Source organism: Pseudoalteromonas sp. MMG005, from assembly GCF_018101015.1.
Lineage (GTDB): Bacteria > Pseudomonadota > Gammaproteobacteria > Enterobacterales > Alteromonadaceae > Pseudoalteromonas > Pseudoalteromonas aurantia.
Genome location: NZ_JAGJEK010000007.1, coordinates 83,151 through 99,058, shown reverse-complemented (window position 1 = coordinate 99,058; position 15,908 = coordinate 83,151). Strand labels below are relative to the sequence as shown.

The following is a 15,908-nucleotide window of genomic DNA, read 5'->3' as shown; positions in this document are numbered from 1 at the left end:
TGGTTTGTGCCTAACCACGCTTAGGTTAATAGAGTGAATGTATATTACCTACATTCACCCACACGATTGCGGCTAATAAAAACTAGGCCAACGCCTGTGCTTCCGCGTGATTTTTAGTGCGTGTATTTTTAGCATTGCTGAGCACTAAGTAAGAGCCAATGACCAAGAAATCGATGTTTGTACGCATCAAGGTATTAACTGCATTTTGCGGTGTACACACAATTGGCTCCCGGTCATTAAACGACGTATTCAATAACATGGGTACACCCGTGAGGCGATTAAATGCACTGATCACTGCGTGATAATTTGGGTTACTTACCTTATCTACACGCTGAATACGCGAAGTGCCATCAATATGAACAACGGCGGGAATTTTATCTTTTAACTGTTCATTCGCAGGGTACGCCATCAACATATATCGAGCAGCCTCAGCCTGCTTTTTTATTTCAAACCACTGATCCGCATACTCAGTCAATACGGAAGGGCAAAATGGTCGATGGTCTTCACGATGTTTCACCAAACGGTTCAAGCGTTTCACCATTTCTGGGTCTCGAGGGTCTGCCAATAAAGAGCGGTTACCCAATGCCCGCGGCCCAAACTCCATCGCCCCTTGAAACCAACCAATGACTTTTCCTTGGGCTAATAATTGCGCAACCCGCTCAGCCAAGTCATCATGCTGGGTATATGTCACATCTGCGTTGTCTAATACCGCGCGTATAGCAGCATCATCAAATGATGACCCTAAATAAGTATGTTCTGGTTGTGGCACTCGCGTGTTTGACTGAAGTACGCCATGATATGCCCAAAGTGCAGCCCCTAAAGCAGTACCCGCGTCGTTCGCAGCGGGTTGTATGTATAGGTTTTCAAAAGGCCCCTCTTCAAATAAAACGGTATTTGCCACACAGTTAAGCGCAACACCACCGGCCATACATAAATTATTGCTGCCTGTCAGTTCATGGGCCGATTTAGCCAAATGCAGTAACACCTCACTGGTAACCGCCTGTAATGCCGCAGCGATATCATGGTGTACCGCTAATAATGGCTCATGATCATGACGCCTCGATACATTAAACAAAGCCGTTAAATGACTGTAATCTTCTAACCGAAAGCACAATGTGTCTGCATCCACTTTAAAACCAAACCCCTCTGGGTATAGCAACGATTGCATCTGCTTTTTATAACGCGCACTATCACCAAAAGACGCCACACTCATGACCTTGCATGCGTCATATTCAGAAAACCCTAAATACTTGGCCATTTTTTCCCACAAAAAACCAATTGAGTGCGGGTAATTAATATGATGCGTAAATTGAATGTCATTACCTTGGGCATACCCAATCGACGCAGATTCAAATTCACCAATTCCATCAATTGAAATAATCGCACTTTGTTCATACGGGCTTGGATAAAATGCTGATGCAGCATGGGCCATTTCATGGTCGACCCACATAAACTGGCCTGCAAACCCCAGCTCAGCAAATTGACGAGGAATGGTCATTAATTTATCGAAATACGCACGCTCAGCTTGTACAGTGCCCCAACTGTGCGGTTCACATGGTTCCTGCAAATAACGATGTTTTGCCAAACGCTTCGCCGGATTAAATGAGAATGCGATAATATCCACATCTTTCATGCTCAGCTCAGTAAACTTAAGACATTCCGAAATAGCGTTATGTGGTAACACGTGCGGATTATCTAGCCCTGCTGGCTTAGCGTGCTTTACACGATTTAAACGCTCTTCTTCTATCGCAAATTTAGTGTGTCCATCAATCACTATCGCGGCGGATGATTCGTGGTATACGCCATTTACGCCTAAAATAACCAGTGGTGCATTATCGCTGTTCATACTTAGTACCCTATTTTCCTTGATAAATCGTCTTTCAAAGTGGTCATTAATTAAATTTTTTTATACCCAAATTCACGGCTGTGAGTGTGCCGTGAGCGAATGAGAGTGACTCACACTGGTATCTTTGGGCACGTTGACACCGGTCAACATATCCGCCCATTGCTGTCGCTCTTCACCTTCCATCCACTCAGAGGATTCAGAGAAGCTCTGCTTAATCACAAAATGAATATGAGGAGCAACTAATGCGGCCAATTCACGGTGAAAAGTCGCGACCAATAAAGTGGCTTCTCCTGCGCATAAACCAGTTAAACACTGCTGTAATTTGGGTAACAAGACTTTCAGCTCATTGATAGACTCGCTCTCAAATTCTGGTTGCTGTTCAATACCAATATTTAAGAAAAACAACACGCGACGACTGTGCTTAATATGATTAAAAAAACGTGCGCTGATCCCATCAAATTTGGCTCTAAACGCAGGATATTCCCGATCTAAATCACCATCAATTAACGCAAAGTCATGGGTGCTCAAAAATTGAGTCACTGGATCCCAATACTTTTTGTACTCCTTACAATCCGTGTCAAAAGGCTGCAAATGCTCTTTTTTCAAAACATCTTCACACCGAGTGTTTAACGCCGTTATAATAGATGCCACAGCACAACTGCCTATCCAGTCAAACGGGCCTCGTCGACTTTTTAAGTCCAGTTGCTTCATAATATGTCTAGGTCGACAGTCCATACCCAAGCTATAGATACAATCATACTCTCCTGCGGCTGGGCTTAATTGCACATCTTGCGCTTGACTCATACCGTGCTCCTACTACGCAATTTTTGCCATATCATGGCACTGCTCACGCTCCACCAAGTAGGCACTTCAAGCAATAAGCGGGCAAATGGCATCAGCACTAACTGCCAGCGATGTTGGGGAAGTTGCTTAAATTCCTGCTTGGCAACGCGATACACCGCATAGGTTTCAATAATGCCAATCAAGCTCCATACACCTAAAAACCCCCACCCAACTGTTTCATTTAATAAGAACAAAAATAGCAATAATAAGGGCGCAATTAAGAATGTGCTGACCGAAATAATATCGAGTAAATGACGCCGCCCGAGCACCGTCTTTTTACGCATTTGCTGACCATAAAAATCGCTTTTGTTAATGGCTACCTCAATAAACCCACGTGACCACCTCACCCGTTGTTGATATAGCGCCCAAAAAGATTGGGGAGGCGCGGTCATCGCAACAACCTCAGCTTCATAGAAAACGGTATACCCTTGTTCAATCCCGAGTAAACAAGTTTCCCGGTCTTCGCCGCTGCGCAAACCACTATGGCGTGCCAATAATGCTTCAATAATAGGTCTTTTATATAAACATCCCGCACCTGGCATTATTGGCACAGACCCTTCATTGGCGTTAAAATGGTACGCAGCACGCTCTAAGGCATATTCCAGCAATTGAAATTGCACCACCGGCTTTGAATTGGCAATCGGCATCATTTTAAAATAACACCCCATACAATTTTCATCTGCGGCTAACTTGCTGTAGGTGTGTGTTAACTGCGCCAAATTTTCAAGTTCAGTATCAAAATCGGTAAAAATAATGTACTCATGATCGAGTGCTTCAATCGTGCGCTGCAACGCCCCTATCTTTTGTCCATTTGGGCTCACGCTCGCCACACTCAACCTTTGATAATGGGCACTAACATATTGCTGAGGATTATCACTCGAACCATCATCAATTAAGATAATGTCTATCTCGGCAGGCAAACTACTCGCCAGCGTATCAAAGTAAGCTAGCCGCTGTTTAAAATGAGTACCATTGCCCGCTTCATTGAAAAAAGGGACCAATATTGCGGTTTTATTGGCCTGTGTATTTTGGTGTAACCAAGATAAAGAATAGCTCATTAGTAAAGTACTCTACATTGCATGAAAGAATGGCTGCACAGAAGGCACATAAGCATGTAACTGCCCTTCTCGCATCAAAAGGTGTTGGTCACACACATCGAAATATTGCTCGTCATGGGTGATCACTAAGAGGGTTTTTCCTGCTTTTTTTAGTTGCGGCAACCATTGTGTATAAAAAATATGTTTAAACTCAGGGTCGAGGTTGGCTGCAAACTCATCCAACACTAAGAACGGTCTTTGTTCCATTAAAGCCTGCACCAAAGCCAACCGCTTCAGTTGCCCAGTTGACAGCTCAGTCGTTGAAAACCCTTGTTCATTCCACTGTACTTTATCCGCCAAATTGGCTTGTGTTAGCCAATGCTGCAACCTTGCTTTATCTAATTTATTTACACCGTAAAAGGGTTTAAATACCACGCTATCTGCAAACACCGTCGCAAATAACTGACGATGTTCATGGGCGTATTGCGTTTTACTGAGCACATTACCATTGAGTAATATGGCCCCTTCCGTTGGGGTATATAGACCAGTTAACATTTTCAATAAAGTGGTTTTCCCTGAACCATTACCACCGGAAATAAACACGATTTCACCCGCGTTCACTGAAAAGTTAATGGGTCCGATATTAAATGCACCATCACTGTCGTACGCATAGTGCGCATTTTCAAATGCCAGTACGTTAACAGGCTGGGCACTCGATTGTACTGCGCTGTCACAACACACGGGTTCTTGCGCTTGCTTAGTTTGCTCATACAAATTATCAAGGGTTGCTTTAGAGACTCGTAACTGCGCTAATACCCGAAATAACTCCATACTGCTATGGAATGGGCTCACTAGAAAAAGAATGATGATCACAAAACTCATACGCTGCTCAGAACTGAGCCAGCCATATAATGGCACCACAAATACCACAACAGCCACCACAAGATACATTGCAGCCATGAGTATAATTTGATTATTTATAAACTGAGAGTCTGCCAGTACTTTGTTATCTCGTACTGAGCGCGCTTGGGTTGATATATCATGAAAGAGGGCATCGCTGCGACCTTGGTTTTGCTTATTCTCTTTAATACCTGTGAGTAAGTGATGCATACTGTCAAAAAAGCCATCTTCAGCATGACGACCCTCAGCCATCGCGTGTTCTATGGCCTTTAAACGATATTTATAAGCCAGTGCTGCCAGTACAAATAATACCAACGCGATCACCGCGCCCACAGGCAATACCACACACAAATACAATAATGCTGCTATCACCGTAAATAGCTGACCAACACTCACCACAACAAAGCGGTTCAATTGGCTCATAACGTTCGCATCATAAGCGATGGCTGCCAAAATCTTTTGCGGCCCTATTTTCTCAACATTGGCTAACCTTGCAGCGCGAACTGCATCTAAAATAGACAACCTAACGCGCATTATTGTGTGTTCAGTTAGCTGCAAAGTACGACGTTGAAAAAATAGCTGGATGATAAAATACGCCAAAAACGCCACAGAAAATATCATCCCATTGTGGAGTAAGTTTTGGGTGTCACCATGGCGATGTTGTAGCGCAATATTAATGCTATGCACAATACCCAGTGTGGTCACTGCACTGATTGCACTCACCATCATCAAGCGACCACTAATATCAGCAAACAATAACTTTAATGCAGAAATCATCCTTTCACTCCTACGACACGTTGATAGACGCTTGGTGCCACCTGCCATAACACCGACTCCAGCCACAGCTTGCTGAAATAACGTATGTAGCCCTGTTCTTTAAACTTGCGTTCGTTATGAACAATATAGCTCTGCGCAAGCCACCCATATTGAGCCTTGAGTTTACATAGCCGTTCACCCAAATCAGTATCTTCGCCTTTCATTAACGCCTCGTTAAAACCAGCTAACTGTTTGAACAAATGTGTACTCACAAAGCAATTTCCACCAAAAGTACAGTGTGTGTAATTAAATCGATTGATACTCTTGGCTATCCATTTTCCTAACCAATGCCCAGATTCACTTTTTAAAGGTGCACAACCATATTCAGTACCACCGCGCATTGAGTGCTTTATTGCAGCAACATAGTTTTTGGCACAGTGAGTATCAGCGTCGATAAAAACCAACACGTCTTTGGTGGCTTTTTGTGCCCCAAAATTACGTGTCTGTGCGGCTGAGCCAAGCCGCTCATCATACACATGACACGTAAAGGTACGCGCAATATCAACACTGATATCTTGACAGGTATCACACACCACGATCAGCTCATCTTCTGGGGCTAACTGTTCACATAAAGACGACAGTGTATGTGACAACACCGACGCCTCGTTATGTGCAGGTACAATGACCGATAACATGCAAATACCTACACTAAAAAGTTATGGGCATCAGGACAGGCATTGAGTACCCTCAAAGAACCTTCACGCATTGATTTAGCCGCACGCTGGTAAGCGTCTGACGCCATTAAATCTTCTAAAGTGTCATCCAGTACACTGCCAAAAACCAGATCTGGAAATTGTTTTGTCATCACCAATTTCCCACCAATATCAACATCTAACTTCACGCCCATTTTTAAATAGTTCTCACGAGCAGGCATTTTCCCTCGATAGTATTTACGCAATTCATCGTCACTATAATCGGGGCCAAATAGCACCGGAATTTGTGCGGGGTATTCACGTAGTTGCGCCAAAGTCGAGATAACTTTTTCGATATAGTCGTGACTAAAGTCTCCCATATCAAAACCAGTATATGAGTTCGGTACCACATTATACTCTTCACAAAACTTGTGATACTCACTACGCGCAAATAAATCCACCACCCATAGGTGATTGAAGATCATCCAGTCTACACCATGTGTTTCACACACTTTGAGCAACTCAATGGATTGATCTAAATTCTTTGCCATTAAGGTATTTTCAACGCCAATCAGCCAGCCTTTGCCATCTTCTTGCTTGCCCTTGGCGAGCATCTCTATGCCCTGAATGGTTTTCCTAAATGTGCCTTTGCCACGAATAGAGTCATGAATTTCACTTGGGCCATCAATTGAGATTAAAAATGCCAGCTGATCTGAAAATTCACTAAACAGCTCAAAATAGCGCTTTATCAGCAACCCATTCGTACAGATATAAATAAAGCAACCTGCCTCTGCTAAGCGCCTAAAAAACTTGGGAAAGTCAGGGTGTAAAGTTGGCTCACCACCAGTCAAAATAATATCGCACTGATTACGGTCAATAAAATCGAATAAGTTGCCACTCTCATCATAAGGTATCGCCGTAGGATCTAAGCCATTGTGAAAACCGCCTTCACGCCACTGAAAACACTGCTCACATCGTAAATTACAGCTACTTGTCATTTTAACGACTAACTTACAAATGTTTTCCTCTGCCACAACTTCAGACTCAGCATAACGTGCTAACGCATTAGTAACCCGTTCTGAACTTGCCCTATGATGCTTGATAAAGCTGGGGTTGCGTTCGATAAAATTCAGATGCCCTTGTGGTAAATCTGAGTTTTCTAAGTGTGTGGCTTTTTTAGTCCACATGACGGTTCTCCTGATAATAATTTAAAAGCACATTGCAGATGTAATCTGGCGCATCGTGCCGCACCAATGTCGCGGCATTGTTTGTTAAGGTAATCTTTCGTTGTGTATTGCCAAGCAGCTGCTCAACAGCATCTCGTAATGACTCAACCGAGTCACATACAGCCACCGCACCGGCTTCTTTAAAAACGGCGCGATTATGCTGCTCTTGCCCTGGTAATGCTGAGCTGATCACCATACAAGTATTGGTTAAAGATGCTTCCGTTAAGGTAATACCACCAGATTTGGTGATCAGTATTTCAGCTTGTTGATACAGGTGACTCAAGTCATCAACAAACCCCATCACCTGTAATTGCTGTGCATCAATATATGTTGAAAACTCACGTGTGAGTTGTGTAAATAAGGCTGTGTTCTGACCGCAAACAACTTGTAATCGAGTGACTTTATGAGTGCCCAGTAATGCACTGACGATTGATGCAGTAATACCTAAGCCCCAACCACCTCCGCACAGCATGACTTGACCTCGTTTTACTTGATATAGGTTATTAGTATCGCTTACAAGTGCAGGGATCCCACTGGCGTGTACCGCTGCCAAACGACTTCTATGCCAATCAAACACGCTGTTGTTGTATGCGTGCGACACAAATAAATTATCAACAGGTGTTTGCCATCCTGACGAAATACTGTAATCGCCAAGTACGCCATGGATGGGCCGCTTGAGTGAGAATTTATTACAATAATAGCGCGCAAAAAAAGCACCATAATAACTACACGCTAATACTTGTTCATGTTCACTGAACAGCTTTTTTGCTATGGCTTGTTTATCATTCCCTTTAAACCACAACATACAAGGTAGTAATTTATATAGCACAGGATAAAACCAGCGGCTGCCATACAACTTACTATGATGTTGCTTACCCTCTAAACACCAGTCATAGTATTGGTCAAACAATAGCCGAGTTAACCATAACGGTAAAATATCAGACAACGACACAAGCGTTGATGATTCGCCTCTGCGCTGTAAATGTTGTTGCATAGTCAGTGCCAATGCTCGAGAGCCTGCCCCTGACTCTACATACAAAATCAACATACTTATTGCACCAATTGCTGACAACGGGTTACATCTAACCAATGCTTACGCAAATCATCTAGTTCTAGCTTCATCACCACCATATCTTGGTTAGGCCCATAAAAACTTTCGAAGCGTGAAAGTTCAGTAAACAATAAAGATTGGTAAATTCCGAGAATATTCGATTGTTCTGTATCGGCAAAAACTTCAATATACAGTTGCTGATAATTGGTCTCTTCTAACAAGACTTTGAGTGTATCAAGCAACATGGCAATTTTAGTCATCGCCGACGCATTCGGTTGCGCAACAAACCACCCTCCCCATACGATACTTTTTGGATCCCATAAACGATAATGGAAACCCGACAAACCGATAATTTCATCTCCTTTTTTCATACACCAATATTGTCGACCATTGTCAATTTCAGCGCCTAAACAACGCTGGTGAAAGTCAATCGTTCTTAAGGCATCCTCATTTATACCATCGACCATTGCCAAACGAATAAAATCGAGCTGTTCACCCTCAAAAGTCACCGGGACTTTTTGAATGTTTTGACGTTGTATAAATGAATTGGTACGCGCTATTTTGTTAGCTAATAGCGATGCTCTTCTATCAACAAATTGTTGTTCCATAATGTTGTGCTCTTTGTAATATTTGAATAAAAATGGCGCTAAATTTCGACGGGCACAAGATGACGCGACTCTTCTAAAATGTCGCTTATGAAGGGGATATTTTTGCTTATGATATGACAATTTTGTCTTCGGAAAAGCTTATGGATTAAAAAACAAACAAAAAAAGAGGCTTAAAGCCTCTTTTTATGAAAATATTAATAAAATCTATAATTAAAAAATAATGACTAACTGTAGGATTATTAATAAGGATGCAAGAAAAAACAACTGGATATTTTGACGGTTCAGGTGAGGGATCTCTAAGGACATAGCACTAAATAAGTTCAGAGGATCAAACCTCACGTCTAAGTTAAAACTATAGCCCTTTCGATAGTGGGTTTTAATAACATTTTCAGGTAACGATTCATGCGAAAGAATTCTCCGTAATTCAGAAATCGCACGATTTATAGAGTTATTATCTACAAATTCTTGTTGCCAAATTTTCTCTCCAAGTTCATCTCTAGATATTACTCTGCCCGGATTCAGCACAAAGTATACTAACAACTCAAAAATAAGCGGTTCAACCTTTATCAAGGCATTCCCTAGCTTGAGTGTTTGAGAACGATTATCAAGTGTAAACGGACCCAAAAAAGCCCTTTTAAACTGATTTTTATTAGATTCTTCATAAAACATGACAGCGCTTATACTTCCTTTCAATTTAGATTATAAAAGCGATGCTGATCTTACTCTCATAAGTTTTAATAATGAATATAACACTCAACTAAAACCCATGATTTATTCTAATAATTGTTCTTGATCATAAAATACTAAAATAAGTAAAAAAAAGGACATAAAAAAAACATATTAAAGATAAATAGATCAAGATTTAAACCAACTATGGCGCATATTGCATCAATGAAAGGATAGTACCACTTTAAGAAACAGTCACCGGTGAATTTATGGCCGGAAAACTGCAACAATGATATTATGTAACATTAAAAACTTGAACAAAACTAATACACTATGAAAACAAACAAGTTTAATAATTTAACAAATGGTAATTAATGTAAAAATAAAAAGTTCACAAGAAGTGCATTAATAAGAATAAACAGTTAACCATTCCCACATCGCTAAGCTTTGCCAACTTGCATTTTTACACAAACCTATCTACATGCTATAAATGCTTTCCTCTCATTAAGCGCGCCCTATTTTTGTACTGTTTCACCTCTAATTTTAATAATGAATCATGTAGATAGGTGACACCTGTATTTTTGATTCAGCTTAATCTGATTCTTTTTTCATAATGTCTACTAAACTCGAATTCATCTCTCTGGCTAACTCAACCACATCCTTAGCTGCTGCTTGTGATAAATCAAATTGCCTCGCTTTTTCATCTAGTTCTTGCGTGTGCCTTTTTTCTTCCAATGCCATTTGCGCTAATTTAAGCTCTTTTTCTATTTGATATTGTTTTATTCTTTCATCTCTTTCACGTTTTCGGTCAGCCAAAGCCTGATCTTCATCTTTGCCCACCGATGCTTCCCTGATCACCATGATTAACGCCATTATGACAGGTGCTATCATACCAACCACAGGCGTAAACGCTTCAACATCCAGGTAATAACCCGATAAGCAGGTTATTAGCACCAAAACGACCGTTGTTGGCATCGCCCACTTGCCTACTATGACCATCACAATGTCTTGTGGTAAGCGAGGTCGGTGCATCCTTTTTTTTGTTGTTTGGTTTTTTTCTTTTGCTGTGGGACCAAGCTGAATACGCGTAATTTCAGAATTAGGTTTTGGTTTCATATTGAGTACTCCGATCATGACTAAAAATATTGACTCAAACTGAACTTTAAAGGGGTTATTTCATAGCTGGGAACGGCCTTAAAGAGAAGGAAAATGATTGGTAAAGCTCACTTGAGAAAGAAGGGGGAGCTGATGCTCCCATAATTGGTCGCTACTTTAATTATCAAAAGCAGGAGATGGTGGGGATAAAGAAGCCAGAGTCTAGGTATCGCATTGCTTTGCACTTAGCACGCAAATATAAACTAGAAAACAGGGTATAAAGTAAGACTGAATTTTAGTGCCGTGTGCTGAATATATCGCCACAATAGTGATTGCCTGACACAAAGTTTGACTCTACAGCAGCGCTTTGAATGCTATCTAAATAAACAATACTCCATACTAACCACTCATCTAAGCCGCAGCTTTTACCATGATTTAGAATGTACAAAGTACTGTTGCACAACATGCCGTTACAAGGTAACGAGTAGGCATTTTGTAACCGTAAAAGTAAACTTTCTAAGTAACCTCTCACCGCAGCTTTAAATAGCAGATCAGCAACAAACTGGTCGCGAATACACTCACCTTTTATTTGCTGCCAAATTTCAACACAATATTGCTGACGGAATATGGTCAGTAGCTCTGCAGGCTCAAAACCCGCTTGTTGTAACGTTTGCCAACACCCCAATGTATTTATGTCCACATTAAAAATATCAACTTCAACTTCCGATTTGGTAAATACATGATTAAATGTACTGATATAGTCAGCCATAAGTCACCTTAATGTGTTTGTTCAAATTGAAGACGTCGTAGTGCAGAATGTGTGAAGAAAAATGCAATGTGTTCGATAAACACTATAAAAAAAGTTTGAAATAACCAACTGCAGGTCGTTGATAGCGAAGGTGTTATGGGTTTAATTTTCCTCTAATTTGTAAAAATACAAAATTAATGAAATCACTGATCACGCTATGTGATTCACTGCCATGATCATAACAAGGTGGGCAATATTGGTGCTGTTCCGGCGTATGAGCCCAAGGCGGTCTTTGCGTATTTGATGCTGCATTTTCGTCTAAGAAATACATCATTTGTGTTTCACTTGATGCAATATCAGTAATATAACGCGCATGTATGTGCATCGAATGCTCAGCTGTAAAAAACAATAAGCGGTTGATATTATTATTTTGCTCTATCAATGTATTATCACTACTGTGTAAACCCGATAATGAAAAAGTGATTTGTGTAATGGCATCTGCTACTGAACCATCCATTGCTTGTATTGCCTTTCTCTGAACCACAATATTTGACTCAAAGCCGTGCTCAGCCAATAGTCCTTTTACTGACTCCAATTGCGGTAATACATGACTGACAAACAGCGTATTTAATGTAAAGTACCAGTGCTCCTTTGTATGCTGAGCTTGATCTTCAGCTTTTTGGCGTGCGATTTCATATTGCTCATAACGTGATTGATGATCATTGATCAGTTGATGTAGCGTCGAATTTTGAACTAGTGACATAACTGTCCTCCAAATAGTATAAATGCTTACGGTATATTGCAGTGTTAAAAGCCGCTGTGCCATTTAACATCAATTAATAACTTGGGCAACCAGGGTAACTGAATTAAGCCAAGTCCCCATGGCATACGCATCATTAGTACATCTTGCGGCTTGTTTTGAATGCTGATCGCAAGTCCTCTTTCTGTCAGCTGCACTTGCCCTTCACGCTGTAAAAACAATGCAGAAAACGTCGCAACAGACATATCTTGCAGTGCATGCCAACGCGAAATCACCACTGCGAGCATATGTTCAACTGCACTATGTTCACTTTCAAGCACCTCCTCTGGAGTTTCCACAACGCATGTAGGTGGTAACCCAAGTAATGCGTTAATGGTGTAAGTCGCGTGAACCATAGGGTCTACCCCCACAATAAAGCACAGTATACTATGCGCTTTCGCACGGGCTCGTTCGTCGACAAATTGCCCCTGCGTAGGCTCCGATTTCATATCCAATAGTCCTAACTTAGCAAACAATGGCGTTAAAAAAGGCCAGAGCAAAACAATGCCGGCATCGGCACTAGCTAATGCTTCATTATCCATTAACTGGCAGCGCATCGCGGTGATGGCTTGCTCCCCCTGAACTAACAATTGTTCAAGGCCATGCTCACACAGTTGCTGCCTGTGCTTGTTGTTCTGAGTCATCAGGTTATTTTCAATCACTGAAACAGCATTTTTCAATGACTGAATTAGCCCCTCTGAGTTCGGCATTTGATAACGTGTCTCTTCACTTCCCGCATCATGTAACATTTGCAGCTCAAAAACACCGTGGTCGGCCTTCCCCTCAAACAGGGTATTATTAACCGTTGGTAGTTGTCTCGTTGCCATACGCCGTAGCTGCTTTAACTGCTTTTTCGCCTCTTGCCAATTATGGATCCAAAAAATTGGCTCAATAGATGACAATACTTGATGTATCAGTGCCGACTCCCTTTGGCCTGACAACACACTCACACTGCTGTTATCATCACGCTGAGTGTCAACCTCTAAGAAATTCTTCTCTAACGATGCAGTTTGTACATGCACAACGGGATGTTCATCTTCATTCGGTTCACAGTCACCCTGCATGGTTTTTTTCGCGTTGGTTTGACCTAACTCTATAAGCGCTTCAGCCCCCCACTCTATTAAAGGAAGAGTCCAATATATGCCGCGTTGTAATGCGCGACTAAGGCTCGGGTTGATGTCGTCAAAGCGCTTTTTAATCTCGACCAACTGTTCAATAGACACAATGATTTCATTAAGAATAGGCAAAGTATTTCTGTGCTTAACACACAATTGATATTGGCTATTAAGCCAGATCAATAGTTCAGTAAGTCGCTCATATAACTGATGCTGTGACGGCACAAAATCACCTTTTTGAAGTGATATAGCCTCTAAATGAATTGCCATCGACTTTATCAAATCTAACACTATTGTAGATAAAACCGGCACACCCGTTGACACCTCCTCATAGCCTTGATGACTCGAACCTTGATTATTCGCTCTTTCAACTCGCTTACCATTATTGGTTTGTATATCATTCAATCGAGCTGCCAATGCTGCACATACACCAGCTAAATGCTGAGTTTGCTCTTTTTCAAACTCATGATTTATTTTATCCGTAGCAACAAGCCCCCTTGAACGAAACCTCGTTGCAGCATTCGTCGTCGAGCTTTGCGTTGCAATGGCCATATGCTCTGGGTCTTTTATGAATTGGAGTAACCCGACATAATCATGCGTAACTAGGTATTGTTGAGCGCCCAACCATTGGCTTTGTGTTAAAAGAGGTTCAAGATATTTCAAGCGAACCCGAATATCACAATAGAAATAGTCGGCTTCACCAATATTTGCCTCGATAGCTTCAATGCCAGTCATCAATAAGTCAGTTGCCACACTCTCGGTGCGATTAACCTGAGCCCGTTCGTTATTCTGATCAATGTTAAACGCAGGCAAGTAGCTTTCAGAATGCCGCGTTATACACAATTGTACGCGTTTCTGATAGTGCTCCAACCAAAGCGTAACCTCATTTAACACATGTCCCTTGCGCTGTCGCGCTACCGCATCAGACATATCATTTGATGACAGTATCAGTTTTCTGAGTTTAATAATTAACGCAACTGGTACATCTGAAAAGCTACTCAGTAACACTCTTATTTTACTTAGGTGTTGCGGCTTATCAGCAAAGCTGAGCTGTGCCACCTCACGGTTGATATAGAGGTGCAACAATTCAAGACGTTGTATTACATATCGATGCGTGTCTATTTCGGGTCTGGCCGATAACACAAAAGCTTCTAAGGCCATACGAAACTGGATAGGGAGTTGGTGGCTTCTTTGTAACTCCTGCTGTAACTGTGACCACTTTATAGTAAACATAGCCGGTAACATCGCGCCAACTTGCAATGTATTTAATAGTCGATACGTGCTTTGCAATTGATACAAACGCGCACTAAAGTGCACAGACGCGGCTCTATCAACGGCCATACTGATCAATGACGATTCAGGCAATTGGTCATAGTGAGACATATCTGTATATACATTAAGGCCTAAAGCTGGCTTTTTCTTTTCTGTTACCTCGTTTACCCACTGAATCGCTTGATTTTCACTCGCACTTTGATAATGCACTTCTATATCATCCAAAATACGTTCAAGGCCTATTAGCGCAGGATGATCGACAGTAGTACCTTGAGGGTGAAGTGCAAACCATGTATTTAGCTTTAACTGTGACCCTTTTGAACCCAAACCAGCTAATACACGTTGCAAGTGTGATTGCGTAAACGCATGGCAAAATACATAACAATGATAACTCTTGAGTATCACTGAAACTGTTTGAGCATGGTGTAATGGCTGAGCCACACATTGAATATAAGTTTGCTCTAAATACATCCAAAATCGCTCAACATCATGAACCGACAGCTTCATCAATATATCCGTGAAATACGACACCTCAGTTTTGTTTCCCCCATGCATATTCCGCTGTATAACATGCAATAAAGGGAACATAATATTCGCCAAAATTGTACGACTATCATTAAATAAATTGATCAAACGACCTCGCGTAGCGGGCCAATCAGCATCTTGAATCAATTTTTCTAACATGACTTTGTCTAACTTAAAGTGACTTGCAATTACCCCCTGTAGGTTATTTCTCTGTGTATTAACGACATCGCGTGCCGGATGCGCACAATAAGTCTTAACAAAATGGCTCCAAAGCGGACTGTATGGCCCTTGTGAACCCCCTAAAGTGCCATTGCTCGGTAGCGAATAATCCCCCTGAGTTAGCATTACATCATGTACACCTGAATCAAATTCTGATTGTAAGCTTGCCATGATTATGGGTTTCACAACCGCATTAAAATACGGTTGTGAATTCTGCTCAATGGCCTGCCAATCCAATTCGGGTAATACTATTTCTATATCTGATAAATGCTGAATCTGCTCTGTTGTGCCTGATAGTTCAGGCAGCTCTAGTTGCAACAATGATAACCCTTTGGATAACCACTGATTAAATGTCGCCTCTAAATCAGTTAAAGACTTACCTGAGTGCACTAACACACTGTGTGGGGTCTCAAGTTCGACCCCTATTTTATTAACGTGTAATTGCATCATTAAATAACCTCAGCTCTGGATAAGCGAATTTGCCCAATAAAGCTATTTTTCTCACTCTCG

13 protein-coding genes are annotated in these 15,908 nt (G+C 41.5%); all 13 read right to left on the bottom strand.

The annotated features are described in order from the left end of the window. Positions 1–82: 82 nt before the first annotated feature. The 13 genes from J8M01_RS07260 to J8M01_RS07200 all read right to left on the bottom strand — a co-directional run bounded on the left by J8M01_RS07260 (position 83) and on the right by J8M01_RS07200 (position 15,848). Entirely contained in the window at positions 83–1,846 is a 1,764-nt protein-coding gene (locus tag J8M01_RS07260; protein ID WP_211057533.1) for a carbamoyltransferase C-terminal domain-containing protein, read from the bottom strand. A gap of 72 nt (positions 1,847–1,918) precedes the next feature. Beyond that, positions 1,919–2,650: a DUF1796 family putative cysteine peptidase gene (locus J8M01_RS07255; RefSeq protein WP_211057532.1), complete on the bottom strand. Its 732-nt coding sequence runs from the start codon at positions 2,648–2,650 to the stop codon at positions 1,919–1,921. Beyond that, a complete protein-coding gene (locus tag J8M01_RS07250; RefSeq protein ID WP_211057531.1) occupies positions 2,647–3,747 on the bottom strand; it encodes a glycosyltransferase family 2 protein in 1,101 nt (366 codons plus the stop codon). Before J8M01_RS07250 ends, J8M01_RS07255 begins: the two co-directional genes overlap by 4 nt. Positions 3,748–3,759: 12 nt before the next feature. Next, complete coding sequence (locus J8M01_RS07245) at positions 3,760–5,403, bottom strand: cyclic peptide export ABC transporter (protein ID WP_211057530.1); 1,644 nt, start codon at positions 5,401–5,403, stop codon at positions 3,760–3,762. Further along, entirely contained in the window at positions 5,400–6,077 is a 678-nt protein-coding gene (locus J8M01_RS07240; protein ID WP_211057529.1) for a glycosyltransferase, read from the bottom strand. The genes J8M01_RS07245 and J8M01_RS07240 overlap by 4 nt, the downstream gene beginning before the upstream one ends. A gap of 8 nt (positions 6,078–6,085) precedes the next feature. Further along, a complete protein-coding gene (locus tag J8M01_RS07235; RefSeq protein WP_211057528.1) occupies positions 6,086–7,261 on the bottom strand; it encodes a radical SAM protein in 1,176 nt (391 codons plus the stop codon). Then, complete coding sequence (locus J8M01_RS07230; protein WP_210997499.1) at positions 7,251–8,348, bottom strand: glycosyltransferase; 1,098 nt, start codon at positions 8,346–8,348, stop codon at positions 7,251–7,253. The genes J8M01_RS07235 and J8M01_RS07230 overlap by 11 nt, the downstream gene beginning before the upstream one ends. Positions 8,349–8,350: 2 nt before the next feature. Next, positions 8,351–8,959: a hypothetical protein gene (locus tag J8M01_RS07225; protein ID WP_192509466.1), complete on the bottom strand. Its 609-nt coding sequence runs from the start codon at positions 8,957–8,959 to the stop codon at positions 8,351–8,353. A 210-nt stretch (positions 8,960–9,169) separates the two neighbouring features. After that, on the bottom strand, positions 9,170–9,628 hold the full coding sequence (locus J8M01_RS07220) for a winged helix-turn-helix domain-containing protein (protein ID WP_192509465.1): 459 nt from the start codon (positions 9,626–9,628) through the stop codon (positions 9,170–9,172). A 588-nt stretch (positions 9,629–10,216) separates the two neighbouring features. Beyond that, on the bottom strand, positions 10,217–10,741 hold the full coding sequence (locus J8M01_RS07215; RefSeq protein ID WP_192509464.1) for a hypothetical protein: 525 nt from the start codon (positions 10,739–10,741) through the stop codon (positions 10,217–10,219). A 274-nt stretch (positions 10,742–11,015) separates the two neighbouring features. Continuing rightward, the gene (locus J8M01_RS07210; RefSeq protein ID WP_211057527.1) at positions 11,016–11,489 is read right to left on the bottom strand and encodes a hypothetical protein; all 474 of its coding nucleotides are present in this window, start codon (positions 11,487–11,489) and stop codon (positions 11,016–11,018) included. 133 nt (positions 11,490–11,622) lie between these two features. Then, positions 11,623–12,231 (bottom strand): hypothetical protein, encoded by a 609-nt coding sequence (locus J8M01_RS07205; RefSeq protein ID WP_211057526.1) that lies wholly within the window; start codon positions 12,229–12,231, stop codon positions 11,623–11,625. A gap of 44 nt (positions 12,232–12,275) precedes the next feature. Beyond that, the gene (locus tag J8M01_RS07200; protein ID WP_211057525.1) at positions 12,276–15,848 is read right to left on the bottom strand and encodes a contractile injection system tape measure protein; all 3,573 of its coding nucleotides are present in this window, start codon (positions 15,846–15,848) and stop codon (positions 12,276–12,278) included. Positions 15,849–15,908: the final 60 nt, after the last annotated feature.

Bases quoted from the DNA above. Each gene is read 5' to 3' on its own strand.
- J8M01_RS07250 (WP_211057531.1), bottom strand. From the start codon at position 3,747: ATGAGCTATTCTTTATCTTGGTTACACCAAAATACACAGGCCAATAAA.
- J8M01_RS07240 (WP_211057529.1), bottom strand. From the start codon at position 6,077: ATGTTATCGGTCATTGTACCTGCACATAACGAGGCGTCGGTGTTGTCA.
- J8M01_RS07235 (WP_211057528.1), bottom strand. From the start codon at position 7,261: ATGTGGACTAAAAAAGCCACACACTTAGAAAACTCAGATTTACCACAA.
- J8M01_RS07255 (WP_211057532.1), bottom strand. From the start codon at position 2,650: ATGAGTCAAGCGCAAGATGTGCAATTAAGCCCAGCCGCAGGAGAGTAT.
- J8M01_RS07215 (WP_192509464.1), bottom strand. From the start codon at position 10,741: ATGAAACCAAAACCTAATTCTGAAATTACGCGTATTCAGCTTGGTCCC.
- J8M01_RS07200 (WP_211057525.1), bottom strand. From the start codon at position 15,848: ATGATGCAATTACACGTTAATAAAATAGGGGTCGAACTTGAGACCCCA.
- J8M01_RS07225 (WP_192509466.1), bottom strand. From the start codon at position 8,959: ATGGAACAACAATTTGTTGATAGAAGAGCATCGCTATTAGCTAACAAA.
- J8M01_RS07205 (WP_211057526.1), bottom strand. From the start codon at position 12,231: ATGTCACTAGTTCAAAATTCGACGCTACATCAACTGATCAATGATCAT.
- J8M01_RS07230 (WP_210997499.1), bottom strand. From the start codon at position 8,348: ATGTTGATTTTGTATGTAGAGTCAGGGGCAGGCTCTCGAGCATTGGCA.
- J8M01_RS07245 (WP_211057530.1), bottom strand. From the start codon at position 5,403: ATGATTTCTGCATTAAAGTTATTGTTTGCTGATATTAGTGGTCGCTTG.
- J8M01_RS07260 (WP_211057533.1), bottom strand. From the start codon at position 1,846: ATGAACAGCGATAATGCACCACTGGTTATTTTAGGCGTAAATGGCGTA.
- J8M01_RS07210 (WP_211057527.1), bottom strand. From the start codon at position 11,489: ATGGCTGACTATATCAGTACATTTAATCATGTATTTACCAAATCGGAA.
- J8M01_RS07220 (WP_192509465.1), bottom strand. From the start codon at position 9,628: ATGTTTTATGAAGAATCTAATAAAAATCAGTTTAAAAGGGCTTTTTTG.